Origin of the sequence: Microbacterium sp. Leaf320 (genome assembly GCF_001423485.1) — a bacterium.
GTDB lineage: Bacteria > Actinomycetota > Actinomycetes > Actinomycetales > Microbacteriaceae > Microbacterium.
The window spans coordinates 161,838-187,451 of the sequence record NZ_LMOD01000005.1; the positions used below are offsets into that span (position 1 = coordinate 161,838).

The 25,614-nt window shown below is 67.9% G+C and carries 28 protein-coding genes, 1 tRNA gene and 1 pseudogene; 23 read left to right on the forward strand and 7 right to left on the reverse strand.

The features are described from left to right. Window positions 1-5: 5 nt before the first annotated feature. Window positions 6-656, reverse strand: coding sequence for a pentapeptide repeat-containing protein (locus tag ASF63_RS16685; protein ID WP_056516703.1), 651 nt, complete (start codon window positions 654-656; stop codon window positions 6-8). 320 nt (window positions 657-976) lie between these two features. Here ASF63_RS16685 and ileS point away from each other — a divergent pair, with 320 nt between their 5' ends. From ileS to ndk, 4 genes are read left to right on the forward strand one after another with little or no spacing between them, the layout of a single operon-like run. Then, window positions 977-4,342, forward strand: a complete 3,366-nt coding sequence (gene ileS, locus ASF63_RS16690; protein WP_056516705.1) for an isoleucine--tRNA ligase — start codon at window positions 977-979, stop codon at window positions 4,340-4,342. Beyond that, on the forward strand, window positions 4,339-5,691 hold the full coding sequence (locus ASF63_RS16695; protein WP_056516707.1) for a bifunctional folylpolyglutamate synthase/dihydrofolate synthase: 1,353 nt from the start codon (window positions 4,339-4,341) through the stop codon (window positions 5,689-5,691). The genes ileS and ASF63_RS16695 overlap by 4 nt, the downstream gene beginning before the upstream one ends. Continuing rightward, window positions 5,688-6,101, forward strand: a complete 414-nt coding sequence (locus tag ASF63_RS16700; protein ID WP_235560844.1) for a DUF4233 domain-containing protein — start codon at window positions 5,688-5,690, stop codon at window positions 6,099-6,101. The genes ASF63_RS16695 and ASF63_RS16700 overlap by 4 nt, the downstream gene beginning before the upstream one ends. Before the next feature lies 1 nt (window position 6,102). After that, the gene (gene ndk, locus ASF63_RS16705; protein ID WP_045254652.1) at window positions 6,103-6,519 is read left to right on the forward strand and encodes a nucleoside-diphosphate kinase; all 417 of its coding nucleotides are present in this window, start codon (window positions 6,103-6,105) and stop codon (window positions 6,517-6,519) included. A gap of 45 nt (window positions 6,520-6,564) precedes the next feature. Here ndk and ASF63_RS18920 read toward each other — a convergent pair. Together ASF63_RS18920 and ASF63_RS16710 are read right to left on the reverse strand one after the other, a co-directional pair. Then, window positions 6,565-6,645, reverse strand: a pseudogene (locus ASF63_RS18920) (pyruvate kinase); the annotation flags it as partial. After that, window positions 6,618-7,172, reverse strand: coding sequence for a vitamin K epoxide reductase family protein (locus ASF63_RS16710; protein WP_082478292.1), 555 nt, complete (start codon window positions 7,170-7,172; stop codon window positions 6,618-6,620). The gene ASF63_RS16710 and the pseudogene ASF63_RS18920, both read right to left, overlap by 28 nt. 283 nt (window positions 7,173-7,455) lie before the next feature. Between ASF63_RS16710 and ASF63_RS16715 the strand changes: the two genes are divergently transcribed. Continuing rightward, on the forward strand, window positions 7,456-9,948 hold the full coding sequence (locus ASF63_RS16715) for an Rne/Rng family ribonuclease (RefSeq protein ID WP_056516715.1): 2,493 nt from the start codon (window positions 7,456-7,458) through the stop codon (window positions 9,946-9,948). Here the strand turns inward: ASF63_RS16715 and ASF63_RS16720 are convergent. After that, the gene (locus ASF63_RS16720) at window positions 9,913-10,179 is read right to left on the reverse strand and encodes a DUF4031 domain-containing protein (RefSeq protein WP_056516719.1); all 267 of its coding nucleotides are present in this window, start codon (window positions 10,177-10,179) and stop codon (window positions 9,913-9,915) included. The genes ASF63_RS16715 and ASF63_RS16720 overlap by 36 nt on opposite strands. A 213-nt stretch (window positions 10,180-10,392) precedes the next feature. Here ASF63_RS16720 and rplU point away from each other — a divergent pair, with 213 nt between their 5' ends. From rplU to ASF63_RS16775, 11 genes are all read left to right on the forward strand, one after another. Beyond that, window positions 10,393-10,701, forward strand: a complete 309-nt coding sequence (gene rplU / locus ASF63_RS16725) for a 50S ribosomal protein L21 (RefSeq protein ID WP_028501602.1) — start codon at window positions 10,393-10,395, stop codon at window positions 10,699-10,701. 19 nt (window positions 10,702-10,720) lie between these two features. Further along, complete coding sequence (rpmA, locus tag ASF63_RS16730) at window positions 10,721-10,978, forward strand: 50S ribosomal protein L27 (protein WP_028501603.1); 258 nt, start codon at window positions 10,721-10,723, stop codon at window positions 10,976-10,978. Between the two features lie 143 nt (window positions 10,979-11,121). Further along, the gene (gene obgE / locus ASF63_RS16735) at window positions 11,122-12,624 is read left to right on the forward strand and encodes a GTPase ObgE (RefSeq protein WP_056516723.1); all 1,503 of its coding nucleotides are present in this window, start codon (window positions 11,122-11,124) and stop codon (window positions 12,622-12,624) included. Further along, window positions 12,621-13,406, forward strand: coding sequence for a glutamate 5-kinase (gene proB / locus ASF63_RS16740; RefSeq protein ID WP_056516726.1), 786 nt, complete (start codon window positions 12,621-12,623; stop codon window positions 13,404-13,406). Before obgE ends, proB begins: the two co-directional genes overlap by 4 nt. A gap of 9 nt (window positions 13,407-13,415) precedes the next feature. Then, window positions 13,416-14,669, forward strand: coding sequence for a glutamate-5-semialdehyde dehydrogenase (locus ASF63_RS16745; protein ID WP_056516728.1), 1,254 nt, complete (start codon window positions 13,416-13,418; stop codon window positions 14,667-14,669). Window positions 14,670-14,735: 66 nt separating this feature from the next. After that, window positions 14,736-14,960 carry a hypothetical protein gene (locus ASF63_RS16750; RefSeq protein ID WP_056516731.1) on the forward strand — a complete coding sequence of 75 codons (225 nt, stop codon included), beginning with the start codon at window positions 14,736-14,738 and terminating at the stop codon, window positions 14,958-14,960. A 6-nt stretch (window positions 14,961-14,966) separates the two neighbouring features. Beyond that, window positions 14,967-15,569, forward strand: coding sequence for a nicotinate-nucleotide adenylyltransferase (gene nadD / locus ASF63_RS16755; RefSeq protein WP_056516734.1), 603 nt, complete (start codon window positions 14,967-14,969; stop codon window positions 15,567-15,569). Next, window positions 15,566-16,891, forward strand: a complete 1,326-nt coding sequence (locus ASF63_RS16760; RefSeq protein WP_056516737.1) for a hypothetical protein — start codon at window positions 15,566-15,568, stop codon at window positions 16,889-16,891. The genes nadD and ASF63_RS16760 overlap by 4 nt, the downstream gene beginning before the upstream one ends. After that, complete coding sequence (rsfS, locus tag ASF63_RS16765; protein WP_056516741.1) at window positions 16,891-17,271, forward strand: ribosome silencing factor; 381 nt, start codon at window positions 16,891-16,893, stop codon at window positions 17,269-17,271. The genes ASF63_RS16760 and rsfS overlap by 1 nt, the downstream gene beginning before the upstream one ends. Window position 17,272: 1 nt before the next feature. Beyond that, on the forward strand, window positions 17,273-17,965 hold the full coding sequence (locus tag ASF63_RS16770) for an SDR family oxidoreductase (protein ID WP_056516744.1): 693 nt from the start codon (window positions 17,273-17,275) through the stop codon (window positions 17,963-17,965). A gap of 159 nt (window positions 17,966-18,124) precedes the next feature. Continuing rightward, window positions 18,125-18,349: a hypothetical protein gene (locus ASF63_RS16775; RefSeq protein ID WP_235560845.1), complete on the forward strand. Its 225-nt coding sequence runs from the start codon at window positions 18,125-18,127 to the stop codon at window positions 18,347-18,349. Window positions 18,350-18,398: 49 nt separating this feature from the next. On the opposite strand, the gene ASF63_RS16780 is transcribed toward ASF63_RS16775, so the two are convergent. Together ASF63_RS16780 and ASF63_RS16785 are read right to left on the reverse strand one after the other, a co-directional pair. Further along, window positions 18,399-18,578, reverse strand: coding sequence for a hypothetical protein (locus tag ASF63_RS16780; RefSeq protein WP_056516749.1), 180 nt, complete (start codon window positions 18,576-18,578; stop codon window positions 18,399-18,401). A gap of 141 nt (window positions 18,579-18,719) precedes the next feature. Then, the gene (locus ASF63_RS16785) at window positions 18,720-19,850 is read right to left on the reverse strand and encodes an AI-2E family transporter (RefSeq protein WP_082478329.1); all 1,131 of its coding nucleotides are present in this window, start codon (window positions 19,848-19,850) and stop codon (window positions 18,720-18,722) included. 273 nt (window positions 19,851-20,123) lie between these two features. On the opposite strand from ASF63_RS16785, the gene ASF63_RS16790 reads away from it, so the two are divergent. Continuing rightward, window positions 20,124-20,507, forward strand: a complete 384-nt coding sequence (locus tag ASF63_RS16790) for a hypothetical protein (protein ID WP_157534417.1) — start codon at window positions 20,124-20,126, stop codon at window positions 20,505-20,507. 92 nt (window positions 20,508-20,599) lie between these two features. Here the strand turns inward: ASF63_RS16790 and ASF63_RS16795 are convergent. After that, window positions 20,600-20,672, reverse strand: a tRNA-Ala gene (locus ASF63_RS16795). A 108-nt stretch (window positions 20,673-20,780) separates the two neighbouring features. Here ASF63_RS16795 and ASF63_RS16800 point away from each other — a divergent pair. The 6 genes from ASF63_RS16800 to ASF63_RS16825 all read left to right on the forward strand — a co-directional run bounded on the left by ASF63_RS16800 (window position 20,781) and on the right by ASF63_RS16825 (window position 25,613). Further along, window positions 20,781-21,221, forward strand: a complete 441-nt coding sequence (locus ASF63_RS16800) for a GNAT family N-acetyltransferase (protein WP_056516755.1) — start codon at window positions 20,781-20,783, stop codon at window positions 21,219-21,221. Between the two features lie 42 nt (window positions 21,222-21,263). Further along, window positions 21,264-22,328 (forward strand): NAD(P)-binding domain-containing protein, encoded by a 1,065-nt coding sequence (locus ASF63_RS16805; protein ID WP_056517321.1) that lies wholly within the window; start codon window positions 21,264-21,266, stop codon window positions 22,326-22,328. 63 nt (window positions 22,329-22,391) lie between these two features. After that, the gene (locus ASF63_RS16810; RefSeq protein ID WP_056516758.1) at window positions 22,392-23,183 is read left to right on the forward strand and encodes a hypothetical protein; all 792 of its coding nucleotides are present in this window, start codon (window positions 22,392-22,394) and stop codon (window positions 23,181-23,183) included. Further along, a complete protein-coding gene (locus ASF63_RS16815; RefSeq protein ID WP_056516761.1) occupies window positions 23,180-23,707 on the forward strand; it encodes a hypothetical protein in 528 nt (175 codons plus the stop codon). Before ASF63_RS16810 ends, ASF63_RS16815 begins: the two co-directional genes overlap by 4 nt. 45 nt (window positions 23,708-23,752) lie before the next feature. Beyond that, a complete protein-coding gene (locus ASF63_RS16820) occupies window positions 23,753-24,409 on the forward strand; it encodes an SDR family oxidoreductase (protein ID WP_056516763.1) in 657 nt (218 codons plus the stop codon). 4 nt (window positions 24,410-24,413) lie between these two features. Further along, complete coding sequence (locus ASF63_RS16825; protein WP_056516764.1) at window positions 24,414-25,613, forward strand: glycoside hydrolase family 3 N-terminal domain-containing protein; 1,200 nt, start codon at window positions 24,414-24,416, stop codon at window positions 25,611-25,613. Window position 25,614 lies beyond the last annotated feature (1 nt).

A 25,614-nucleotide genomic window follows, 5' to 3' on the forward strand; every position in this document is an offset into this window, starting at 1 on the left:
CCCCGTCAGTCCTTGACCTGGATGCCGATCCCCGCGGCGAGCACCGGAGCGAGCTGCTGCACCTGGAAGCTGCTCAGGGTCGTCCCGCGCAGGCTGTTCGCATCGAGGAACGCCGAGGCGTCGAGCCCGCGCAGGTCGACGTGCGTGGCGCGCATGCCTCGCGAGTCCACCTCGTCCGAGCGCGTGTCGGTGAAGCGCACCCGGGCGAGCTCGGCCTGGGGCATGTCGATCGTCCGGATGCTGCACGCGGTGATCTCGATGTCGGCTGCCCGCACCCCGCCGAGGTTGAGATAGTCGATGCGCACATCGCGGAGCTCCAGCTCGTCGATGCGGGCGCTGCTCAGATCGAGTGTGCCGATGCGGCCTCCGCTGATGCGGACACGGCGCACGCCGGCATCCCTCATCCGCAGTGAGGCGATGCGGACACCCGCCATGTCGACGTCGATGAGCGTGGCTCCGGTCAGGTCGACGCTGTCGGCATCGGCCGTGATCGTGCACTGCTCGAGTGAGGCGTGGGCGAGGTCGGCCGCGACCTCGAGATCGAGCCGGGCCGCGAGCAGATCGGCGCTGCGCCTCGCGCTCGCGGGCTCGAACTCGAGCGGAAGGTCGGGAGGCGAGACGCGGGGAGCCGCAGGGGATTCGGGGGAGCGGGCCATGCTTCGAGGGTAGGGGGTGGGGGAGACACTCCCCGGCTCGGTCGCTTCTCCCTCGGCCCCCTCGGGAGGCGCACGCCCCGCACCGCGCGTACAATGGGAGCCAAGAGCTGTGATCCGGACATCACCGGGGAGCTCTCGGAAGAACGGTCGGCCCCGCCAGGGCGGACTCAGTAGAACCGAGCGGGGCAGGCCCGTCACAGCCGCAGTGAGAGTGGCTCCGCCGAGAGGCGCGGCACGCGAGGTGGTACCGCGGTCCCCGGAACGACACGCCGGACGGATCGTCCTCGCAGCAGCATCCGCCACGACTCCTGCGAGACGACATGACCTACCCGCGTTCCTCCTTCGGCCCCGCCGCCGACCAGGCTGCCTCCGTCGCCCCGAGCCCTCGGTTCCCCCAGATCGAGCGCGACGTGCTCGACTTCTGGGAGACCGACCAGACATTCCGCGCCTCCATCGAGCAGCGCGAGGGCGCTGACGAGTGGGTCTTCTACGACGGCCCGCCGTTCGCCAACGGGCTGCCGCACTACGGGCATCTGCTCACCGGCTACGCCAAGGATGTCTTCCCGCGATTCCAGACCATGATCGGCAAGAAGGTCGATCGCGTCTTCGGCTGGGACACCCACGGTCTGCCAGCCGAACTCGAGGCCATGAAGCAGCTCGGCATCACCGAAAAGAGCGAGATCGAGGCCATGGGCATCGACGTCTTCAACGCGAAGGCGAAGGACTCGGTGCTCAAGTACACGCACGAGTGGCAGGACTACGTCACGCGTCAGGCCCGCTGGGTCGACTTCGAGCGCGGCTACAAGACGCTCGACCTCGGGTACATGGAGAGCGTGCTCTGGGCGTTCAAGACCCTGTTCGACAAGGGCCTCGCCTATGAGGGATACCGCGTGCTGCCGTACTGCTGGCGCGACGAGACCCCGCTGTCGGCGCACGAGCTGCGCATGGACGACGACGTGTACCAGAACCGTCAGGACCCGTCGGTCACCGTCACCTTCCCGCTGACGGGCGCCAAGGCAGAGGCCCTCGGCCTCACCGCCGTGCGGGCACTCGCCTGGACGACCACGCCCTGGACACTCCCCACCAACCTCGCGCTCGCCGTCGGCCCCGACATCGAATACGTCGTGCTGCCTGCCGGCCCCGGCGGAGCGGCCGACGTGCACCAGGTGGCAGGAACGACGGATGCCGCTGTCGAGGCCGCAGCACATCGCTATCTCCTCGCTCGCGAGCTGCTCGGCGGGTACGTCAAGGACCTCGGTTACGAGAGCCTCGACGAGGCGCTCGCCGCGGTCGACGCGACCGTGCGGGGTGCCGACCTTGCGGACGTCACCTACGACCGTCTCTTCGACTACTACGCCGACACCGAGACCTACGGCACCGAGAACGCCTGGCGCATCCTCGTCGACGACTACGTCACGGTCAGCGACGGCACCGGCATCGTCCACCAGGCTCCGGCCTACGGTGAGGACGACCAGCGGGTTGCGGGTGCCGCCGGCATCCCGACGATCCTGTCGCTCGACGATGGCGGACGCTTCCTCCCCAACGTCACCGACGTCGCGGGCCAGCTCTGGATGGACGCGAACACGCCGCTCATCCGTCTGCTGCGCTCCGAGGGCCGCCTCCTGCGCGAGCAGAGCTACGTGCACTCCTACCCGCACTGCTGGCGCTGTCGGAACCCCCTGATCTACAAGGCCGTCTCGAGCTGGTTCATCCGCGTCACGGACATCAAGGACGACCTGCTCGCGAACAACGAGCAGATCACCTGGGTGCCCGAGAACGTCAAGCACGGCCAGTTCGGCAAGTGGCTCGAGGGGGCGCGCGACTGGTCGATCAGCCGCAACCGCTACTGGGGCTCGCCGATACCGATCTGGAAGAGCGACGACCCCGAGTACCCGCGCGTCGACGCCTACGGCTCACTCGAGGAGATGGAGCGCGACTTCGGCACGCTTCCGCGCAACCCCGAGGGCGAGATCGACCTGCACCGTCCGTACATCGACGACCTGACACGTCCGAACCCCGATGACCCGACCGGCAAGAGCACCATGCGCCGCATCGAGGACGTCTTCGACGTGTGGTTCGACTCGGGCTCCATGCCGTACGCGCAGGTGCATTACCCGTTCGAGAACCAGGAGTGGTTCGACACGCATGCACCGGCCGACTTCATCGTCGAGTACATCGGGCAGACGCGCGGCTGGTTCTACGTCATGCACGTACTGTCGACCGCGCTGTTCGACCGCCCGGCGTTCACCGGTGTCAGCTGCCACGGCATCGTCCTCGGCAACGACGGCTACAAGATGTCGAAGTCGCTGCGTAACTATCCCGACGTCTCGGAGGTGCTCGACCGCGACGGTTCCGACGCGATGCGCTGGTTCCTCATGTCGAGCTCGGTGCTGCGCGGCGGCAACCTCGCGGTCACCGAAGAAGGCATCCGCTCGGGCGTGCGCGAGTTCCTGCTGCCGCTGTGGAACTCGTGGTACTTCTTCGCGACGTATGCGAACGCGGCGAAGCCCGGCGGGTACGAGGCTACGTGGCGTACGGATTCCACCGATGTGCTCGATCGCTACATCCTGGCTCGTCTCGGCGACCTGGTGCGCGATGTGCGTGCCGACCTCGAGGGACTCGACTCCACCACGGCCTCCGCGCGTCTGCGCGACTTCGCCGAGGTGCTCACCAACTGGTACATCCGCCGATCACGCGACCGGTTCTGGGAGGGATCGAACGCCGATGCGTTCGACACGCTCTACACGGTGCTCGAGACGCTGACCCGCGTCGCCGCGCCTCTCGTGCCGCTCATAAGCGAGCGCGTGTGGCAGGGGCTCACGGGCGGACGCAGCGTGCACCTGCAGGACTGGCCGGACGCCAGCGCGTTCCCTGCGGCCGACGAGATCCGCGACGCGATGGATGCTGTCCGCGAGCTGTCGAGCGTCGCCAACGCGCTGCGCAAGAAGGAGAAGCTGCGCGTGCGGCTGCCTCTCGCCCGACTCACCGTCGTGTCGCCGCTCGCGGCCACGCTCGGCCAGTTCGAGGACATCCTGCGCGAGGAGCTCAACGTCAAGTCGGTCGAGCTCGTCGAGCAGTCGGAGACGACTGCCGTGGACTACGGCATCAGTCACCGGCTCAGCGTCAACGCCCGTGCCGCGGGCCCGCGCCTCGGCAAGAACGTGCAGACCGTGATCAAAGCCGCGAAGGCGGGGGACTGGTCGGAGAGCGACGGAGTCGTCACCGCGGGCGGCATCGCGCTCGAGCCGTCGGAGTACGAGCTCGCGCTCGAGACCACCGGACGTCCGGAGGGCGAGGCGCTCGCACTCGTGCCGGCCGGCGGCTTCGTGCTGCTCGACACTCAGACCACGCCGGAGCTCGAAGCCGAAGGCCTGGCGCGTGACGCGATCCGCGTCGTGCAGGAGGCGCGTAAGAACGCCGATCTCGACGTGAGCGACCGCATCGTGCTCGCGCTCAATGTGAGCGCCGCCGATGCCGAGGCTCTGCAGACGCACGCCGAGCTGATCGCGGGGGAGACCCTCGCTGTGGGCTTCGCGGTGCTCGCGACCGACGAGATCGCCGCTCTGGCGCAGGAGGTGACGAGCCCGGGTGACGGCGTGTTCCGCAGCGGCGCCACGGCCCTCGGTGCCGACAAGCGCCCGATCATCGTCACGATCGACACGAACATCGAGGAGCCGAGCGCATGAGCGCACGAGACAGGGCGGATGCCGTCTACGAGACGCTGCTGAGCCGCGCGGGCGAGCGCTGGGTGCAGCCGCGCAAGGAGCGCACCGCACGCATCCTCGCGTTCCTCGACGACCCGCAGCGCACGTACCGCGTCGTGCACATCACGGGGACGAACGGCAAGACGTCGACGGCCCGCATGATCGAGAGCCTGCTCAGGGCGCACGGTCTGCGCACCGGACTCTTCACGAGCCCGCATCTCGAGCGCTTCACCGAGCGCATCATGATCGACGGTCAGCCGATCGAGGATGCCGCGGTCGCCGACGCCTGGGACGAGATCGAGCCCTTCGTCAGGATCGTCGACGCCGAGCTCGAAGCTGCAGGCGAGGAGCCGCTCACGTTCTTCGAGCTGCTCACCGTGCTGGCGTTCGTCGCGGTGGCCGATGCCCCGGTCGACGTCCTCGTGCTCGAGGTGGGCATGGGCGGCGAATGGGACTCGACCAACACCGCCGACGGCGATGTCGCGGTGTTCGCACCGATCGACATCGACCACGCCGATCGCCTCGGTGGCTCGATCGCCGAGATCGCCACTGTCAAGTCAGGGATCATCAAAGAGGGCGCAGCCGTCGTCTCTGCGCAGCAGCCGGACGAGGCCGCCGACGTGCTTCGGCGCGTCGCCGCGGAGAAGCACGCCACGATCGCCTTCGAGGGCGATGAGTTCGGTCTCACCGACCAGAAGCTCGCGGTCGGAGGGCAGCTCATCTCGATCCGCGGGCTCGCGGGGGAGTACCTCGAGGAGTACCTGCCGCAGTACGGCGCGCATCAGGGGCACAACGCCGCTCTCGCGGTCGCCGCAGTGGAGGCGCTCATCGGCGGTGGGCAGCAGCAGATCGCGGCCGACATCGTCTCGGAGGGGCTGCAGGGCGCGACGTCTCCCGGTCGCCTTCAGCTGCTCGGCATCTCGCCCACGGTGATCGTGGATGCGGCGCACAACCCGCACGGGGCCGCAGCCCTCGCTCAGGCGATGGACGACAGCTTCGACTTCGACGAGTGGGGGGTCGTTCTCGGCGTCCTCGGCGACAAGGATGCGGCGGGCATCGTGGCGAAGCTCGCGCCGGCGGCAGCCCACGTCTTCGCCACCGCCCCCGATTCCGACCGGGCGAGCGATGCGGATGCGATCGCCGATCTCGTCGAAGCCGCGGGGCAGCGAGCGACCGTGCATCCGACCCTCGCCGAGGCGGCGGACGCCGCTCGCGAGTGGGCGGCATCGTCCGACCGCCGTGCGGTGGTCATCGCAGGATCCGTCGTGCTCGCCGGCGAGGCCATCTCCCTCTCGGAGCAAGAGGATTGGAAGTCGGGGTGGCGGGCGTGAGCGCCGAGTCGGCACTCCCTCGTCCGCCTCGTGCACCGCGCACTCTGGTGCAGAAGCTCGCGCCGATCGTGCTCGGATTCGAGTCGATCGTCGTGTTCCTCGCGGGGCTCACGGTCTTCGGGCTGAAGACGCTACCGCCGGGCATCCCGCAGTGGTGGGGGATCGTGGGAGGAGCGATCGTCGGGCTCGCCTGCATCGCCGTCGCGGGGATGATCACGAAGCCCTGGGCCATCACCGCGGGCTGGGTGATCCAGGTCATCATCGCGCTGGCCGCGATCCTCGTTCCCGCCATCCTGCTGGTCGTCGTGATTTTCGGCGGCATGTGGGGATATGCGACGATCATGGGGGCTCGATTGGACGCACGACGTCCTGACGGGCCCGCGACCGAGACTCAGACAGAGAGTGAATAACATGGCCACCGAAGAAACCCTCGTCCTCGTCAAGCCCGACGGTGTCGCGCGCGGCCTCACCGGAGCGATCCTGGCGCGCATCGAATCGAAGGGCTACGCGCTCGTCGACATCCGTCTGGTCGAACCCGACCGCGACCTCCTCGCCGAGCACTATGCGGAGCACGAGGGAAAGCCGTTCTACGAGCCGCTCCTCGAGTTCATGCTCTCGGGTCCGTCCGTGGCGATCCGCCTCGCGGGCAACCGTGTGATCGAAGGGTTCCGCTCGCTCGCGGGCACCACTGACCCGACGACCGCGGCACCCGGCACGATTCGTGGCGACTTCGGCCGCGACTGGGGCCTCAAGGTCCAGCAGAACCTCGTCCACGGCTCGGACAGCCCCGAGTCCGCCGCACGCGAACTCGGCATCTGGTTCGACTGAGCATCCTCGCAACGACGAAGCCCGCCGCACGATCTCGTGCGGCGGCACCGCGTTCGCGACGTCCGAGGTCTCGGCGCGCGTGGGGACGGGGCTGTTGATCATCGACTCGAGCATCTGCGTCGCCACAGTGGGACCCAGACCATGAGCTTGTCGGCGCGTTCCTGGGCCTTCTCGCTCTTCGTGAAGGTGCCGTTGCGGGCCAGATGCAGCATGGTCGCGAAGAACGTCGGGATCGTGACGGCCCAGGTGACCATGCACCAGGGGCACAGCACGCCGAGGTTCGACGCGTAGAGGCTCTGGCCGATCAGCCAGCACACCAGGCCGAATGCGAACGTGATGCCGGCGCCGAAGGCGGCCCAGAACCAGCGGGGGAAGCGGGCTCCGGCGAGGATCGCGACGCCGATGACCAACGGCGCCATCCATCCGGTCAGCCCCAGCAGCGGGTTGGGGAAGCCGAAGATCTCACCCTGCCATGAGCCGAGGTTCTTGCTGCACTGGATGAACGGACTGACATCGCAGGCGAGTGCATCGGTCGGGTTCTCGAGCAGCACGAACTTCTCGACCGTGAGCTGGAAGGCGGCGAACCAGCCTACGACGCTCGCGATGATCAGCCAGACGGCATAGATGACGGGGCGGGTTCGCTGCTCGCTCATATGTGGATTATCCCAGTGATCACTATGGATCGGGCGTGAGGCGGGCCGGAGAAAACGACGCGAGCACGCGACGATGCCGCGAACCGGCCCACTTGGTGCGATAATGGCCTGTGATGCATCGCTCGACGTTGTCGTTGTGGGCATCGACGCAGACTTCGGGGCCGTATGCCCCTCGCGATCAGAGCCATGAGCCGGTCGCACACCGAATGAGTTCGCGGCACCTGTAGGCGCCGCATGAGATTTAGCGGAACACGAAGTGTCCGCCACGAGGAGCACGCCAGAGATGGCCGATGAGAACAATGACTACGACGCCCCTACCCTCGACTTCTCTTCGGATGCTCACGCACCCGACGAGGTAGTCGCCGACGCTCCGGAGGCTGACGGCACGCCCGATGCTCCGGAGAGTGGCGAGGCCGAGGCCCCCGTCGCCGAGGACGCCCCTGTGACGCAGGACGCGCCCGTGGACGCGCCCGACGAGGCTCCTGCTGCTGAGGAGCCTCCTGCCGCTGAGGAGGCTCCTGCCGCTGAGGAGGCTCCTGCTGCTGAGGAGGCTCCCGTCGTGGACGAGAAGCCGGTCGTGGACGACAAGCCCGCGGACGAGAAGCCCGTCGAGGCTCCCGAGCCCGAGGCGCCCCAGGCGATCACCGCAGTGTCGCTGGGTCTCCTCCCCGAGGTCTTCGTCTCTCAGGTCTCCACTCAGCTTCACTTCTACGCGCCCGAGGTCGTGCCGCTGCCGGCCCGCCCGGGTCGTGAGCGCGTGTTCGACCGCATCGCCGAGCGCGAGCCCGACGACTCCGCATCCGGCCGTCGCGGCCGTCGCCGTCGCGGAGGCTCCGACGACGGAGACCAGCGCGAGCCGCGCGAACAGCGTGACGAGCCGCGCCAGCCGCGCCAGCGCGTCGTCGAGTACATCACCGAGCCGAAGGCGATCAAGGGTTCGACCCGTCTCGAGGCCAAGAAGCAGCGCCGTCGTGACGGTCGTGACGCCGGTCGTCGTCGTCCGGTCGTGACCGAGGCCGAGTTCCTGGCTCGCCGCGAGTCGGTCGACCGCAAGATGGTCGTCCGGTCGAAGAACGGTCGCACGCAGATCGGCGTTCTCGAAGACGGTGTGCTCGTCGAGCACTACGTCGCCCGCAACCAGGATGCGTCGCTGATCGGCAACGTCTACCTCGGCCGCGTGCAGAACGTCCTTCCGAGCATGGAGGCCGCGTTCGTCGACATCGGTCGCGGCCGCAACGCCGTGCTGTACTCGGGCGAAGTCGATTGGGACGGCGTCGAGACAGGCAACCAGCCCCGCCGCATCGAGCTGGCCCTCAAGGCGGGCGACCGCGTCCTCGTGCAGGTCACCAAGGATCCGGTGGGCCACAAGGGTGCACGTCTGACCAGCCAGATCTCGCTCCCCGGCCGGTACCTCGTGTACGTGCCCGGCGGTTCGATGAACGGCATCAGCCGCAAGCTGCCCGACAACGAGCGCACGCGCCTGAAGCGCATCCTCAAGGAGGTCCTGCCCGAGTCTTCGGGTGTGATCGTCCGTACGGCGGCCGAGGGCGCCACCGAAGACCAGCTGACGCGCGACGTGCAGCGACTGACGTCCCAGTGGGAGCACATCCGCAAGCAGGTCGAGAGCCAGCAGGCGCCCGCACTGCTGCACGCCGAGCCTGACCTCCTGGTCAAGATCGTGCGTGACGTCTTCAACGAGGACTTCACGAAGATGCTGATCCAGGGTGAGGAGTCGCAGCGCACGATCCGCGCGTACCTCGAGAGCGTCGCCCCCGACCTGCTCGAACGAGTGGAGTCGTACGAGGAGGAGACCGATCCGTTCGATGCGTTCCGCATCACGGAGCAGATCGAGAAGGCCCTCGACCGCAAGGTCTGGCTGCCCTCGGGCGGCTCGCTCGTCATCGACCGCACCGAGGCCATGACGGTCGTCGACGTCAACACGGGCAAGTTCGTCGGCTCCGGGGGAAACCTCGAGGAGACCGTCACCAAGAACAACCTCGAAGCCGCGGAGGAGATCGTCCGCCAGCTCCGGTTGCGCGACATCGGCGGCATCATCGTCGTCGACTTCATCGACATGGTGCTCGAGTCGAACCGCGATCTCGTGCTGCGTCGCCTGATCGAGTGCCTGAGCCGCGATCGGACGAAGCACCAGGTGGCCGAGGTCACTTCGCTCGGACTCGTCCAGATGACCCGCAAGAAGCTCGGACTCGGCCTTCTCGAGACTTTCAGCGAAGCATGCGACGTGTGCGCCGGTCGCGGTGTCATCGTGCACCACGACCCCGTCGTGAAGCACCGTGCCAGCAGCGGCAACAGCAATGGCAACGGCAACGGCGGTTCCTCGTCGAACCGTCGCCAGCGCGGTGGCAACGGACAGAGCCAGAGCCAGAGCCAGAATCAGAGCCAGGCGCCGGCGTCGGTGACGACCCACAGCATCCCCGAGGGCGCGAAGTCCGCGCTCGCGCAGATCGCAGCATCGACTCGCGCTCCGAGTGCCGAGGAGTCTTCGGCCGATGTCGTCGTCGCCGCTCCGGTCAAGGTGCCTGTCGCGCAGGAGCGCACGAAGAAGCCCCGCAAGAAGCGCGGCGCCGATCGCAATGCGCCGAAGTCCCCGGCCGAGGCGCTGCTCGACTCGGTGCTGGATGCGCTTCCGGAACCGAAGGCTCCTGGCCAGGGACGCGGTCGTCGCCGTGTCTCTACGGCCGCTCTCACGGGCACTCCGGTGTCGGTGAACTCCGAGCCGTCAGCGCCGGTCGCGGGCGGGGATCCGCAGTCCTGACGCGATCAGTCGCCGTACCAGCTCCTTGCCGTCGACGTGTTGCGCGCCGGCGGCGATGAGCTTGGGGACGAGCTCTTCCGGCACGTCGTAGTGGTCGAGGTCGAACGCGCGCGCAGGCACGTCGTGAGACCTCGCGAAGGCGTGGAGCTCGTCCAGGTTGTCGTCGCTGACGAGGTGAGCCCACAGACGCCCGTGCGCGGGCCAACGAGGGTCATCGACGAGAACGGTCATCTCGTCAGCCTATGGCGGGACACACCGGACAGCACGTTTTGCCACAGTGTCCCGCTTCCGGTAAAGTAGTCCCTTGGTGCGTATGCCGCGTCGTCCTGGACGGTCGAAGCGGAGAGTCTTGCGTTCGTACCCGTCGCTCCCGGCGATGCATGCAAGCAACAGTCTTCCCGTGAGATCTCGGAGCCGCGAGCTCCCCAACGAAACAGGTATGAAGTGGTTTACGCAGTAGTGCGCGCCGGTGGGCGGCAGGAGAAGGTCGAGGTCGGCACGATCGTTCAGCTCGACCGTGTCAAGGCTGCCCAGGGCGAGAAGATCGAGCTGGCCGCAGTGCTGCTCGTCGACGGCGCCACGGTGACCACCGACGCTGACTCGCTGGCGAAGGTCAAGGTCACGGCTGAGGTCATCGGCAACCTCCGCGGCCCGAAGATCATCATCCAGAAGTACAAGAACAAGACCGGCTACAAGAAGCGCCAGGGCCACCGTCAGGAGCTCACGCGCGTCAAGATCACCGGCATCAAGTAAAGACCGAGGAGACCAGGACATGGCACATAAAAAGGGCGCAAGCTCCACCCGTAACGGTCGTGACTCCAACGCTCAGCGACTTGGCGTCAAGCGCTTCGGTGGGCAGCAGGTTCTCGCCGGCGAGATCATCGTCCGCCAGCGCGGCACGCACTTCCACCCCGGCGTGAACGTCGGCCGTGGCGGCGACGACACGCTGTTCGCTCTGGCCGCCGGTGCGGTCCAGTTCGGCGCGAAGGGCGGCCGCAAGGTCGTCAACATCGTCGCCGCTGCTGAGTGATCACAGCACGACAGTAGACATCCGATTCGGGGCGGGCTTCGGCCCGTCCCGAATTCTGTATTTGGCCGAATTCAGATTCTGGCCGAATTCTGTTTCAGGCCGAGACTCCGTCTCGGGCCGAAATCATCATTGAGGAGTGGGACATGGTCAGTTTCGTCGACACCGTGACGCTGCATCTGCGCGCGGGCAAGGGCGGCAACGGCTGTGTCTCGGTGCACCGCGAGAAGTTCAAGCCGCTCGGCGGCCCCGACGGCGGCAACGGTGGCGACGGCGGCGACGTCGTCCTCGTCGCGGACACCCAGACGGGCACGCTTCTCTCGTACCACCACTCCCCGCATCGCAGCTCCGGCAATGGCGGTCCCGGCATGGGCGACCACCGCGCAGGATTCATGGGCGAGGACCTGGAGCTTCCCGTTCCCGTCGGCACCGTGGTGAAGAACCCGGCCGGCGAGGTGCTGATCGACATGATCGAGCCCGGTGAGCGGTTCGTCGTCGCGAAGGGCGGATACGGCGGCCTCGGAAACGCGGCTCTCGCGACTCCCAAGCGCAAGGCGCCCGGATTCGCGCTGCTCGGCACACCCGGCACCGAGGGCGACGTCATCCTCGAGCTCAAGACGGTCGCGGACGTGGCCCTCGTGGGCTATCCGTCTGCCGGCAAGTCGAGCCTGATCGGTGCGATCTCGGCCGCTCGTCCGAAGATCGCCGACTACCCGTTCACCACGCTCCACCCGAACCTCGGAGTGGTTCAGGCGGGAGAGTCGCGGTACACCGTCGCCGACGTCCCCGGTCTGATCGAAGGCGCGAGCGAAGGACGAGGCCTCGGTCTCGAGTTCCTGCGCCATGTCGAGCGCTGCACGGCTCTCCTGCACGTGCTTGACTGCGCGACGCTCGAGCCTGGGCGCGACCCGATCTCCGACCTCGACGTGATCCTCGGCGAGCTCGCGGCGTACGAGGTCCCCGAGGGTCAGACCCCTCTGCTCGAGCGTCCTCAGCTCATCGCGCTGAACAAGATCGATGTCCCCGAGGCCCGTGACCTCGCCGACCTCGTGCGCCCCGACCTCGAGGCTCGAGGCTTCCGTGTCTTCGACATCTCCACCGTCTCGCATGAGGGACTGCGTCCGCTGACCTTCGCGCTAGGCGAGATCGTCGACGCGCACCGTGCCGAGCTCGCGGCCAATGAGACGCCGCGCGAGCGCGTCGTCCTCCGCCCGCGGGGCCCCAAAAAGGGCTTCGAGATCCGTGTCGAGGGCGGCACCTACGGCAACCTCTACCGCATCCTCGGCGAGAAGCCGGTGCGCTGGGTCCAGCAGACCGACTTCCAGAACGAGGAAGCAGTCGGATTCCTCGCCGACCGCCTCGAGAAGCTCGGCGTCGAGGATGAGCTGTTCCGCCTCGGTGCGGTGCAGGGGTCGACCGTGGTCATCGGCGAGGGCGACAGCATCGTCTTCGATTGGGAGCCGACCATGACCTCTGCGGCAGAGCTCATGACCGCTCCGCGAGGCACTGACCCTCGTCTGGCGCCGAACAGCCGTCGCACCACTTCCGAGCGTCGCGAGACCTACTACGAGCGGATGGACGCCAAGGCCGAGGCCCGCGCCGAGGTCGAGGCTCAGCGACTCGCGGCGTACCGCGAGGACGGCGAGTGACCGCTCGCACCAGGGCGGACCTCGCCACCGCCTCGCGGATCGTCGTGAAGGTGGGGTCGTCCTCGATCAGCGGAGAGTCGTCCTGGCGCATCCCCGTTCTGGTCGAGGCGCTGGCCGCAGCTCATGCGCGCGGCGCCGAGGTGATCCTGGTGTCGTCCGGGGCGATCGCCACCGGCATCCCGTTCCTTCGTCTCGACGCGAGGCCCACCGATCTCGCGACGCAGCAGGCGGCGGCGGCCGTGGGCCAGAACATCCTGGTTTACCGTTACCAGGAGTCGCTCCGTCCCTTCGACATCGTCGCCGGCCAGGTGCTGCTCACCACCGGCGACCTCGAGAACCCGACCTCACGCTCGAATGCGCGCCGGGCCATGGAGCGGCTGCTGGGTCTGCGCATCCTGCCGATCGTCAACGAGAACGACACGGTGGCGACGCAGGAGATCCGCTTCGGCGACAACGACCGCCTCGGCGCGCTCGTCGCGCAGCTGATCGAGGCGGACGCGCTCGTGCTGCTCAGCGACATCGAGTCGCTCTACACGAAGCCGCCGTCCGATCCGACGGCCGAACCGATCGACGTCGTCGCGCCGGATGCCGACCTCTCGGGTCTCGAGTTCGGTTCGACGGTCGTGAACAGCGTCGGAACCGGGGGAGCGGCGACCAAGGTCTCGGCTGCGCGGCTCGCGGCGGCCTCCGGGATCGGTGTGCTCGTGACCAGCGCGGACCTGGTCGATCAGGCGCTCTCGGGGGCCGACATAGGGACCTGGTTCGAGCCGGCGCTCTCCTAGACTGGGCGGATGACCGACCAGACTCCGCAGGTGCGCCTGGAGCGCGCCAAAGAGGCCTCCCGCGCCACCGCCGCGCTGACCAGCGACGATAAGGCCCGCGCCCTCGAGGCGATCGCTGTCGCCCTCGAACAGAGCGCGCGCAGGATCATCGAGGCCAACGCACTCGACATCTCCCGGGGTCAGGCCGACGGCATCGGAGACTCGCTGATCGATCGCCTGCGCCTCGACGAGAAGCGCGTCACAGCCCTCGCCTCGGCGGTCCGTGACGTCGCCGCGCTGCCCGACCCCGTCGGACGGGTGGTCGGCGGGCACCGGATGCCGAACGGCGTCGCGCTCGAGCAGGTCAGGGTTCCGTTCGGGGTCGTGGGAGCGATCTACGAGGCGCGCCCCAACGTCACGGTCGACATCGCCGCGCTCGCCCTGCGGTCGGGCAATGCCGTTGTGCTGCGCGGAGGCAGTGCCGCGCGAGACTCGAACACCGTGCTCGTGCAGATCATGCGTGATGCGCTGGAGGGCGCGGGTGTCACACCCGAGGCGGTGCAGACCGTCGACGACTTCGGGCGCGACGGCGCCAAGGCTCTCATGCACGGTCGTGGCTTCATCGACGTGCTGATCCCTCGTGGCAGCGCCGGACTCATCGAGACGGTCGTCACGGAGTCGACGGTTCCCGTGATCGAGACCGGCGCAGGAAACGTGCATATCGTGCTCGACGAGAGCGCTCCGGAAGACTGGGCCTGCGACATCGTCGTGAACGCCAAGGTGCAGCGGCCCAGTGTCTGCAACGCGGTCGAGACGGTCCTCGTGCTGCGCCAAGGCGCTCCGAGGCTGGTGCCCCTGGTCGCGAGCGCCCTGCAGAGCGAGGGCGTCGCGATCCACGGTGACGACATGGTCGCCGGGCTCGTCTCGAACGTGATCCCCGCGACCGAGGAGGACTGGGCGACGGAGTATCTCAGCCTCGACATCGCGATCAAGGTCGTCGACACGCTCGACGACGCGATCGCGCACATCCGTCGCTACAGCACCGGGCACACGGAGTCGATCGTGACCACCGACACGCGCAATGCGGAGCGCTTCCTCGCCGAGGTGGACTCGGCCGTTGTGATGGTCAACACCTCGACCCGCTTCACCGATGGAGGCGAGTTCGGGTTCGGCGCGGAGGTGGGCATCTCGACCCAGAAGCTGCACGCGAGAGGGCCGATGGGGCTTTCCGAGCTGACCAGCACGAAGTGGCTGGCGCGTGGGTCGGGGCAGATCCGCGGCTGAGGGCTAGACTAGGGGGCGCTGTGGCTCCTCGTGAGTCATGCCCGCCAGCCACGAAACGGAGTCAGGATGAACCTCGTCGCACAGATCGCGATGGCCGCTGCCGAAACCGAGCATCACGGCAATGTCCAGCTCGATACGCTGATCTTCGGCGTGATCGCGATCATCGCGTTCGCTTTCCTCGGCCTCGTCACGCTGTCGTACAAGAACGTCGCCAACCGTCACTCCGCCAAGGCCGACGCCTGGGCGGCGAAGCACGGCAAGGACGGCCACGAGGCAGGGCACGGCCACTAGGCCCCTATGGACGACACGACCTCGCGTCCGGCGCGCATCGGTGTGATGGGCGGCACCTTCGACCCCATCCACCACGGGCACCTGGTCGCCGCCAGCGAGGTCGCGCACTCCTTCGATCTCGACGAGGTCGTCTTCGTCCCGACGGGACGCCCCTGGCAGAAGCCGGAGGTCACTCCGAGCGAGCACCGCTATCTCATGACGGTCATCGCCACGGCATCCAACCCGCAGTTCACGGTCAGCCGGGTCGACGTCGACCGCGAGGGCCCCACCTACACGATCGACACCCTGCGTGATCTGAAGAAGAGCCGGCCCGATGTGGAACTCTTCTTCATCACCGGAGCCGACGCCGTAGCGCAAATTCTCAGTTGGAGGGACCATGATGAACTGTGGGAGTTGGCCCACTTCGTCGCGGTCTCACGTCCAGGACACGTTCTGAGCACTGACGGCCTCCCGAGCGACAACGTCAGCCAACTGGAGGTGCCGGCGCTGTCCATCTCGTCGACGGCCTGCCGTGCGCGGGTTCGTGAGGACGAGCCGGTCTGGTACCTCGTCCCCGACGGAGTCGTTCAATACATCGCGAAGCATCATCTGTATCGGAGCAAGGCATGAGTACATCGGATCGGCAGGATCAGGGTCCGCTGACGCGTAAGCAGCTGCGTGAGATCCGGTTGACTGGTTCCACGCCTGTCATCACCCCGGAAGAGGCCGCGGCGGCCGCCGTCGCGGCGCCGCCCGTTCCGCCGCTGCCCGGCGCGGATGAGGCGGTCGACCAGATCGACGCGTCGCCCGCACCAGCCGACGATGCTGCGGCGCAGGGTGACGGCGATGCTTCGTCCGCTACCTCCGGCGATGCCGGTGCTCCCTCCGGCGATGCCGGTGCTCCCTCCGGCGAAGCCGTTGCTACCTCCGGCGAAGCCGGTGCCGTTCCGCTGACGCGCCGTCAGGTGCGCGAGCGGGAGCTCGCCAAGACGGGTTCCGTTCCGGTCGACGGCGGAGATGAGACCGACGGATCGGGCGCGGAAGAGGCTCCGGTCGAGGAAGTGCCCGTCGAGGATGCACCTGTCGAGACGGCCGCCGCGGCAGAACCTCTGCTCGACAACCCTGCTCTCGCCAACTCGGTTCCCGCCTACACCCCGCCCGTGCCGGCGGACGACATCGACGATGCCGATGACGAGGTCGACGAGGAGATCGCGCACACCCCGGTCAGTGCCTCGACGAGTGTCGACTCCTCCGGCGAGGTTCCTCTCGCTCCCGCTGCGGGAGATCCCGCGGGCGACGAGACGGACGCCGAAGAGGATGCCGTCGCCGCCGTCGCAGAGCTCGGGATCGAGGTCGAGTCTGCGGACGAGCACGACGAGATCGACCCGGACGATGTCCTCGCCGATGTCGACCGCAAGGACGACGCCGACCTCTCGGACGGCGAGCACCCCACGGTGAACCCGGCGTTCGGTCAGGGTCTCCTCAGCGACGAGGCGGACACCCGCAAGCCCTTCTCGCCGTCTTTCGACGAACTGCTCACGGTCGGAGACTCGACCGGTTCGCAGCACCTCGCTCCGAACACGTTGATCTTCAATCCCTCGCCGGGAGACGGTTCGCTGTCCGGTCCTGTCGCCTCGACGGGTGAGATCCTCGTGACCGGCTCATACGAACTCCCCAAGGGCCTCGGCTCCCAGGGCCACGCGCACGGCACCACCGACGGCAAAGACGTCGACGCCGTGCTCATCGACGGCGAACTGCCTCCGGCATCCTCGCCCACGCCGATCGCCGCCAGTGCGGCCGTCAGCACCATCAAGCCCGCAGGCGAGGTCATCCGCCCGCCCGCCCCCGAAAAGGGCAACAAGCTCATGCTCATCCTCGCGATCGTGGCGGGTGGTCTCGCGCTCGCGCTGGGCGTTTCCCTGATCGTCGCCTTCACCACGAATGTGTTCTGATGCAGTCACCTGAAAACGCCGTTGAGATGCTCCAGCTCGCGGCAGACGCCGCCGTCTCGAAGGGCGGTGAGGATCTCGTCGCGCTGAACGTGTCGGAGCCGCTGCCGCTCGTCGACATCTTCCTGCTCATCACCGGAAACAGCGAGCGCAACGTCGCCGCGATCGCCGACGAGATCGAGGACAGACTGATCGAGGCAGGGCACAAGCGTGTCCGTCGCGAGGGCCGCGCGGAGGCCCGTTGGGTGCTCCTCGACTTCGGCGACCTGATCGTGCATGTCTTCCACCAGGAGGAGCGGGTCTACTACGGCCTCGAGCGCCTGTGGAAGGACTGCCCCGTGGTCCCGTTCGAGCTCGCCGACTCCGCCGCAGACCGCGGCTGACATGAGCGTTCACCTGATCACCGGTGCCGGGTCCGGCATCGGTGCGGTATTGGCGCGCCGTCTGCTCGACCGGGGTGATCAGGTCGTGGTGCTCGCACGCGATGCTGGTCGTGCCAAGGAGATCACCGCAGCGCTTCCTGGGTCCTCTGCGATCGTCGGCGACCTCGCCCAGCCGGGGCGGCTGTCGTGGGCGCTGTCCAAGCAGACGGCTCTTCCCGAGCGCATCGACTCGCTCGTGCATGCGGCCGGAGTCGTCGACCTCGGATCCGTGGCAGACCTGCCGGCCAACCTGTGGGAGCGTCAGCTCGCGGTGAACCTCGTGGGACCGGCAGAGCTCACGCGGCTGCTGCTGCCCGTGCTGCGCGTCTCGCGTGGTCGGGTGGTCTTCGTCAACTCGGGTGCCGGTCTGCACGCACATGCGGGTTGGTCTGCCTACGCAGCCTCGAAGCACGGTCTCAAGGCGCTGGCCGACTCCCTGCGCGCCGAAGAGGCCGAACATGGCGTCCGAGTCACCTCGATCTATCCCGGGCGCACAGCGACCCCCATGCAGGAGCGGGTGCATCAGCAGGAAGGTCGCGAGTACGACGCCGCGCGCTTCATCTCGGCGGACTCGGTCGCGACCACCATCCTGACCGCGCTCGATCTCCCTGATGACGCCGCCCTGACGGATCTGACGATCCGCCCGACCGGCTGATCTCGAGGCCGGCTCCGGCTTCTGACCCTGTCAAGGGGGTATCCGCCGCAGCGTCCGCGATGGATGATCTGCTGGGGGAGAGAAGTCTTGGAGGGCTGTTTGATGTCTGGCGATCCAGAGCCTAGATATGTACTGCGACGTGTCACCGCATCGGAGTGGGTGATCAACGACCGGCGGTACGACACTGACGATCCACGGCACGTCGTGGCCTGCGTCTACGACGCGGACGGCGGGGTCGAGGTCGTCCGACTTCGCGATCTGCCGCTCGAGACCCGCTATCCGAACGCTTCAGAGGTGCTCGAAGCGGTCGTGCGCGCCAAGGATCCGAGCAGAGCGACGCGGCCGATCGTCATTCCGTCTCATCCTCCGCTCTTCGCCAGCTGAGGGAGTCGTGCGGCGGGATCCGTTCGCGAACCCCGCCGCACGCCTGAGTTCAGGCTCCGTCGTCGGACGCCGGTCGTTCCGCAGCGAGGCGATCAGCCTCGGCCCCGTCGACCTGATCGGCATCGACGTCCGTGTCGAGCACGGCTTCGCCGTCGACCTCGCGCTCGGGAACGCCTGTGGGGTCGCCGTCGTCAGGCAGTGGCACCAGCGGTGGGATCGGTGTGGACATGATGGGCTCCTCTCGTGTCATCGTGGCGACACGCTAGGGCGCTCGGCACCCGACCGGGGAGCGGGTTGACCGCGCAGCCCACGAGGAGTAGGTGATCGTCGGATGACCCGCGGCGCCGGACAGCCCGCTCGGTCTGGAGGATCACACCTCTTCCGGGCGCTTCTTCCGGAACGGGCGGGCCGGGGTGTGCGGGCCGTCCCACACGGTGATGATCCCCCAGGCGACGGCGGCGATCGGCACCGAGAGGACGGCACCGACGATTCCGCCGAGGATCGTGCCGGTGGTCAAGGCGAGCAGGATCACGAGGGCGTGGAGCTTCAGCGAACGAGCCATCACGACGGGCTGCAGGAAGTTGCCCTCGAGCTGGTTCACGAGGACCACGATTCCGACGACGATGAGGGCAGCGACCGGACCGTGCGTGACGAGGGCGACGAGAGCCGCCAGGATCCCGGCGGCCGTCGCGCCGACGAGCGGGATGAACGCCGTCAGGAAGACGATCACCGCGAGCGGGATCGCCAGCGGGATCTGAAGGATCGCGAGGCCGATCCCGATGCCGAGGGCGTCTGCGGCCGCGACGATGGATGTACCGCGGATGTAGCCGCCGAACACGTCGACCGTCTTGTCACCGATGCGGCGGGCCCGCTCGTAGTTCGTGCCGGTGAAGGGGCGGAGCAGGAACTCCCAGATGCGCGGTCCGTCTTTGAGGAAGAAGAAGAGCACCACGATCATCAGGGCGAGGCCGGTGAAGAAGCTCGCGGTCGCCGAGACGCCCGCGAGTGCTCCGCGTCCGAAGGAGGCGCTGGTGAGGAATTCCCCGGCGCTCGCCCACACGTCATCGAGATCGATCGCCGAGATGTCGAACGGCAGCGTGCCCAGCCACGCCGTCACCTGTGCGATGCCGTCGGTGGTGGATTCGACGAGGTCGTCCCACTGGGAGCGAACCGTGAGGACGATCACCCACACGATGCCCCCGAGGATAGCGATGATGCCGATCAGCGCGATCCACGTCGCCAGGATCGAAGGGACTCCCTTGCGTCGCATCAGAGCGACGAGAGGATGGATGGCGGACGCGAGGATCAGCGCGATCGTGACCGGGATGAAGACCAGAGACAGCTGGGTGATCACCAGGACGCCGACGGCGACGAGCGCGAGCACCGCCAGCGTCTGCAGACTGCGGGTCGCAGCCAGTCCAAGGCCGCGGGACCAGAGGCCGGGCTCTCTGGGCGCTCCGACGCTGTCTGACAGGGGCTCCGGTCGTCGAAAAAGTCCCAGCACTCGTGTTCTCCCGCTCTTCAGGGATCGCCGCTCCGGCGATCGATGGCCTCGTATGTCTATCCGGGACGCAGGGCGAAGGCAAGCCCCTGGCGTCCTGCACACACCCCAGTCTGTCGCGTTCACCGGGCGACGCTGCACGTGACGACGCCGTATGGCGCAATTCGGATCGATTCGTCGCGTAACAGAAGCCAGGTCCGCGACTCTCTATAGATGTGAGGGCGATATGACGCGCGGTCGTGCGTGCGCCGTCGAATGAGAGGAGCGACGCCGATGAGCGTGCTGACCCGGACGCGGCTACGTCATCGATACCGTGCAGAAGCCACGATGCAGTCGGCGGTCAGGGACTTCTCGGCGGTCGGACTGCCGGCTGACCCGCTCTTCGCTCGAATCGAGCTGGGGGAGGAGGGCACGTTGGCCGCTCGCATAGACGTCGCCGATCGAACGTTGCGTGTCTGCGCCGAGCAGCATCAGCGGCTCGCTGTCGCGGTCGCGTCGTTCCTCCAGGAGGGTGAGTTCCTCCGCGGGAATCAGTGGCCGACCATTCCCGGTTTGGGTCTGCTGCGGCCGATGGCGCAGGGCGACCGAGCCGTCTGGGCTCTGCCGGATGGCGACATCCTCTGCGACATCGGCGACCTGTTCGAACCGGTCCCGTAGTCGCGGGCCCGCACTGCACTGCGGACTGTGCAGGCACGGCCGGATCCGCGTGCAGATACAAGAAAACCCGCGATCTCTCGCGGGTTTCGTTGTGGACCTGGGGGGACTCGAACCCCCGACCCCCTGCATGCCATGCAGGTGCGCTACCAGCTGCGCCACAGGCCCAGAACTGCTTCCTGACTGCTCGAAGCAACTTGAACAGAGTACTACACGGATCGCGCGCAGCACCAATCGGGGCAGGCCTCCCGGGCGCGTCGCCCTAGGGTGGACGGCATGACGAACATCACCGCTGTCACGCGAGACGACTTCGAGGAATGGTCGGCCTTGTGGGCCGGCTACCTGACGTTCTACGGAGCGCAGATCGCCGACGCTGTCACGAGGCACACCTTCGAACGCATCGTCGGCGACCGCGAGATCCACGGCGCCATCGCACGCGACGGCGCCGGCCACGCGATCGGCATCGTGCACTGGCTCACGCACCCGGCGACGTGGAGCGACGCCGACTACTGCTATCTCGAGGATCTCTTCGTCGCCGCGGAGTCGCGCGGGTCCGGCGCCGGACGGGCGTTGATCGCCCACGTGCGCGACTGGGCGGAGGCGCAGGGCTGCGCGAAAGTGTACTGGCTCACGCAGGAGGGCAACACCACTGCGCGGACGCTCTACGAACGCGTGGCGACGCACACCGGCTACACGCACTACCAGATCTCGCTCTGACAGCGCCGGAACAACGACACGCCCCCGAGCGTTGACATGACCGTGAGCATCCTGGACAGCGTCGTGATCGGCGCCGGTCAGGCCGGTCTGTCGGCCTCCTTCCATCTGACCCGGCTCGGCATCTCCCACGTCGTGCTCGACTCCGACGCCGAGCCCGGCGGTGCCTGGCGGCATCGGTGGGATGCCCTCACGATGCGTGACGTGCACGGCGTGGCCGAGTTGCCGGACGATGCGCCCCCTCCGCGTGACGGGCAGCGAGCGAACATCGCAGTTCCGGCATACTTCGCGGCATATGAGAGTGAGCATCGGCTCCCGGTGGTCCGTCCGGTGCGCGTCGACCGGGTGACGGACGAGGACGGGATCCTCGTGGTGCACGCGGGGGACCGGCGATGGCGGACACGGACGATAGTGAACGCCACGGGCACCTGGACTCATCCGTTCCTGCCGCACTACCCGGGAATGGAGACCTTCCTCGGGGAGCAGTTGCACACCGTCGACTACCCGGGTCCTGCGCACTTCGTCGGCAAGAGGGTGCTCGTCGTCGGCGGCGGAGCCTCGGCCGTCCAGTTCCTCGGAGCGCTCGCCCCGCTCACCGACACGCTCTGGACGACCCGCACGGAGCCCGTGTGGCGGAACGACGACTTCACCCCGGAAGCAGGGGCTGCGGCGGTCGCTCTCGTCGAGCAGCGTGTGGCGCAGGGCCTTCCGCCGCAGAGCGTGGTGAGCGTGACGGGCCTGATGCTCCGCCCGCAGGAACGCGAGGCCGAGCGGCTCGGTGCCTATGCCGCACGTCGCCCGATGTTCGCTCGCATCGAGCCGGACGGCGTCCGCTGGGCCGACGGGTCGTTCGAACGCATCGACGTCATCCTGTGGGCGACCGGGTTCCGTCCCGCGATCGCCCACCTCGCGCCGCTGCACCTGCGCAGTGCGGCGGGCGGCATCCAGCTCGACCGAAACGGACGTGGAACGACTGCGGTGCAGGATCCTCGAATCCAGCTCGTCGGCTACGGTCCGTCCGCGAGCACGATCGGAGCGAACAGGGCTGGGCGCTCGGCGGCAAAGGGCGTGCAGAGAGCGCTGGCCGCGGCATCCGCCCGCACCATGTGAGTCGGCCGGATCCGGCGCACCCGATTCCGCGATCCGGCCACGTGTCGTCGCTACGCTGAGGGCATGATCCGCATCATCGTCCTGGTCATCTGGCTGCTGCTTTCGGCATGGCTCGTCATCTGGACCGGCGAAGGCCTGTTCGGCATCGATCAGCGCGAGTCGATCCTGCCGTTCTCCGGGGAGGACACCCTGGGCGGACCGATCATCATCGGGGTCGCCTGGGGGCTGATCCTCACCTTCGGAGGCACGATGTCAGGCCTCGGTCGCCGTAAGAGGGTGCGGGGGGAGTCGCAGATCGGCGTGGGGCGCATCGTCGAGATCTCCCGCACCGGTCTCACCGTCAACGATGTGCCGCAGTACGACCTGTTCATCCGGGTCACCCCGAAAGCCGGGGAGGACTTCGTCGGACAGCTGCGGATGCTGGTCGAGCCCAGCGATCTCGCCGCTCTCCAGATCGGACAGCCGATCCCTGTGAGGTACAGCCTCACCGACCAGGACACGGTCGAGCTCGCAGACATCACCGATCCGACTGTTCGGGACGCGATGCTGCAGTGGAGGATCGATCGCGGTCTCATCGACCCTCGTCTGGTGAAAGCGCGAACGACGGGCATGCAGGTGCCCGCGTCGGTGCTGGCGGTGCGACCGACCGGACGTCGCCTCGAGGGCCAGAGCGAGCTCGAGCTGAAGGTGCTCATGGCGCCAGAAGGGGCGTCGACGTGGGAGACCGACACGACGGTGTTCGCGTACCCCGAGGCGATCTCGCGGTTCCAGGTCGGTGCGCCGATCTGGGCGTTCTACCGCCGCGAGGATCCGAAGACCGTGGCCGTGACGATCGAGAAGGAGGCCGGACGATGAACATCCTCGACACACTGATCTGGTTGATCAACTTCCCTGCGGCGCACGGGTACGCGATGGTGTTCATCGCCGGCTTCTCGATCCTCGGTCTGTTCGCCATGTCCGCCTCGGGTTCTGCTCCCGGCATGTCGATACGACGTGTCCGCGAGCGCGAAGGGCTGCTCCACGGCGAGGCGGCGACACGAGGACAGGCGGTGGGCACCGCACGTCGCATCGTGTTCCGCATCCTCGCCTTCGGCATGCTGGCGAACCTCGTGATCGGCATCCTCAGTCTCACGGGTGTGCCGATCACGCGCGCCTACATCCACGAGCACGGTCAGCCGACGACGGGCACCGTCGACGGCGACTGGGTGACGTTCACTACCTCGAGCGGTGTGGAGTACACGATCGAGAGCAACTTCTTCACGCCGGCCGTGTACCCCGATCGCGATGCCTACCTGCCCTCCGGCGAGCCGGTCGTGGTCCGCTACCTCCCAGGGCACCCGCAGGCCTTCGTCATCGACAGCTCGCAGGGCCCTCGCTGACCCCACCTCCGAGCCGGTGTCGGTAGAGGCGCGTAGGGTGAAGACATGTCGCGAATCATCGTCTTCGGCGGCCACGGCCGCATCGCTCTGCTGCTCGCTCCTCTCCTCGTCGCCCGCGGCGATGAGGTCACATCGGTCATCCGCAACCCGGATCACGTCGCCGAGGTCGAAGAGACGGGAGCCCGCGCGCTGGTCGCAGACGTCGAGACCCTCGGCACGACCGAGCTCGCGGACATCATCCGAGGCCACGACGCGGTGGTGTGGTCGGCAGGAGCCGGCGGCGGATCCGCGGAGCGCACCTACGCGGTCGACCGCGACGCCGCGATCCGCACGATGGATGCCTCGGTCGAGGCCGGAACCGGACGCTACGTCATGGTGTCGTGGATCGGCTCGAAGGCCGACCACGGTATCGCGGAGGACGCGGACTTCTTCCCGTATGCCGACGCGAAGTGGGCGGCCGACGAGCACCTGCGCGGCACCGAACTCGACGGCACGATCCTCGGGCCCGGAACGCTCACGTTCGACGAGCCGACCGGCCGCATCGTCCTCGACCCCGAGGGCAAGGGAGAGGTCTCCCGCGCCGATGTGGCAGCGGTGATCGCCGAGTCCGTCGCCAACCCGTCGACCTTCGGTCGCACCATCCGGTTCGGGAACGGCTCAGGCGACTCGGCGGTGCCGATCGCCGACGCCCTCAGCGCCTGACGCCATGTTCCGGCGACGCGCCTGGGCGGTCGGAGCAGCGGCGATCGTGGGGCTCTGCGCACTCACGGCCTCCTCGTCGGCATCCGCCCAGGTCACAGGCCGCGCTGAGGCCCCCACGGTGGCCGCCGAGGCGATTGCAGAGGCCGCAGGGCCTGATGAGCGCGCCGAGATGCTGGTCGGGCGTATGACGACGGCACAGCAGGCGGCGAGCATTGTGATGGGGCACATTCCGACGACGGATGCGGCGGCGTTGAGCGCCTACATGGCCCAGGGGCTCGGTGGATTCATCCTGATGGGCGCGAACATCCCGGCGACGGATGGGGAGCTCGCGGCACTCACCGCATCGCTGACGATCGACCCCGAGCTTCCTCCACTCATCGCGATCGACCAGGAGGGCGGCATCGTCTCGCGCCTTCCTGCCGACGACTACGCCGCATCGACGACTCTGAAGTCGCTGCCTGTCGCCGACACCGCTGCGGCCTTCTCCGCCAGGGCGGCGCTGGTCGCCAAATCGGGGATCACCGTCGACTTCGGCACGGTCGCGGATGTGACCGCCGATCCGTCGTCGTTCATCTACGGCCGGGCGCTCGGCACGGATCCGAAGTCATCGGCGGATCGGGTCGCCGCCGCCACGGCAGCCCAGGAACCCGTTGTCGCGTCGACGCTCAAGCACTTCCCCGGGCACGGTGCGGCTCCAGGCGACTCGCACCATGCGATCCCCTCGACGGTTGAGACGCTCGACGAGTGGCGCGCGAAGGACGCCGTGCCGTTCATCGCCGGCATCGACGCCGGGGCGTCTCTGCTGATGTTCGGCCATCTCGCGTACACGTCGGTGGACCCGGCACCCGCGTCGCTCTCCGCACGGTGGCACGAGATCGCCCGCGACGAGCTGGGGTTCGACGGCGTGCTCGTCACCGATGACCTCGGGATGCTGCAGTCCTCAGGGCTTCCCGAGTATGCCGACCCGGTGGCCAACGCCGTCACGGCGGTCGCAGTGGGAAACGACCTGGTTCTCATGATCGCCGGGTCGACAGCCGACACTGCATCCGAGATCGTCGCAGGGATCACCGCGGCGGTCGACTCGGGAGCACTCCCGGCAGAACGGCTCGCCGACGCTGCCACGAGGGTGGTGGCGCTCAGGCTCCAGTCCAGTGCGGCGAGCGCTGAGTGGTCGCTGTGCGCGGAGTGCGAGCCCGCCGGCTGAC

Excerpts from the sequence above, each read along its gene's own strand:
- ASF63_RS16685 (WP_056516703.1), bottom strand. The coding sequence starts at position 656 with ATGGCCCGCTCCCCCGAATCCCCTGCGGCTCCCCGCGTCTCGCCTCCC.
- ileS (WP_056516705.1), top strand. The coding sequence starts at position 977 with ATGACCTACCCGCGTTCCTCCTTCGGCCCCGCCGCCGACCAGGCTGCC.
- ASF63_RS16695 (WP_056516707.1), top strand. The coding sequence starts at position 4,339 with ATGAGCGCACGAGACAGGGCGGATGCCGTCTACGAGACGCTGCTGAGC.
- ndk (WP_045254652.1), top strand. The coding sequence starts at position 6,103 with ATGGCCACCGAAGAAACCCTCGTCCTCGTCAAGCCCGACGGTGTCGCG.
- ASF63_RS16710 (WP_082478292.1), bottom strand. The coding sequence starts at position 7,172 with ATGAGCGAGCAGCGAACCCGCCCCGTCATCTATGCCGTCTGGCTGATC.
- ASF63_RS16715 (WP_056516715.1), top strand. The coding sequence starts at position 7,456 with ATGGCCGATGAGAACAATGACTACGACGCCCCTACCCTCGACTTCTCT.
- ASF63_RS16720 (WP_056516719.1), bottom strand. The coding sequence starts at position 10,179 with ATGACCGTTCTCGTCGATGACCCTCGTTGGCCCGCGCACGGGCGTCTG.
- rpmA (WP_028501603.1), top strand. The coding sequence starts at position 10,721 with ATGGCACATAAAAAGGGCGCAAGCTCCACCCGTAACGGTCGTGACTCC.
- obgE (WP_056516723.1), top strand. The coding sequence starts at position 11,122 with ATGGTCAGTTTCGTCGACACCGTGACGCTGCATCTGCGCGCGGGCAAG.
- ASF63_RS16745 (WP_056516728.1), top strand. The coding sequence starts at position 13,416 with ATGACCGACCAGACTCCGCAGGTGCGCCTGGAGCGCGCCAAAGAGGCC.
- ASF63_RS16750 (WP_056516731.1), top strand. The coding sequence starts at position 14,736 with ATGAACCTCGTCGCACAGATCGCGATGGCCGCTGCCGAAACCGAGCAT.
- nadD (WP_056516734.1), top strand. The coding sequence starts at position 14,967 with ATGGACGACACGACCTCGCGTCCGGCGCGCATCGGTGTGATGGGCGGC.
- ASF63_RS16760 (WP_056516737.1), top strand. The coding sequence starts at position 15,566 with ATGAGTACATCGGATCGGCAGGATCAGGGTCCGCTGACGCGTAAGCAG.
- rsfS (WP_056516741.1), top strand. The coding sequence starts at position 16,891 with ATGCAGTCACCTGAAAACGCCGTTGAGATGCTCCAGCTCGCGGCAGAC.
- ASF63_RS16770 (WP_056516744.1), top strand. The coding sequence starts at position 17,273 with ATGAGCGTTCACCTGATCACCGGTGCCGGGTCCGGCATCGGTGCGGTA.
- ASF63_RS16780 (WP_056516749.1), bottom strand. The coding sequence starts at position 18,578 with ATGTCCACACCGATCCCACCGCTGGTGCCACTGCCTGACGACGGCGAC.
- ASF63_RS16790 (WP_157534417.1), top strand. The coding sequence starts at position 20,124 with ATGAGCGTGCTGACCCGGACGCGGCTACGTCATCGATACCGTGCAGAA.
- ASF63_RS16800 (WP_056516755.1), top strand. The coding sequence starts at position 20,781 with ATGACGAACATCACCGCTGTCACGCGAGACGACTTCGAGGAATGGTCG.
- ASF63_RS16810 (WP_056516758.1), top strand. The coding sequence starts at position 22,392 with ATGATCCGCATCATCGTCCTGGTCATCTGGCTGCTGCTTTCGGCATGG.
- ASF63_RS16815 (WP_056516761.1), top strand. The coding sequence starts at position 23,180 with ATGAACATCCTCGACACACTGATCTGGTTGATCAACTTCCCTGCGGCG.
- ASF63_RS16820 (WP_056516763.1), top strand. The coding sequence starts at position 23,753 with ATGTCGCGAATCATCGTCTTCGGCGGCCACGGCCGCATCGCTCTGCTG.
- ASF63_RS16825 (WP_056516764.1), top strand. The coding sequence starts at position 24,414 with ATGTTCCGGCGACGCGCCTGGGCGGTCGGAGCAGCGGCGATCGTGGGG.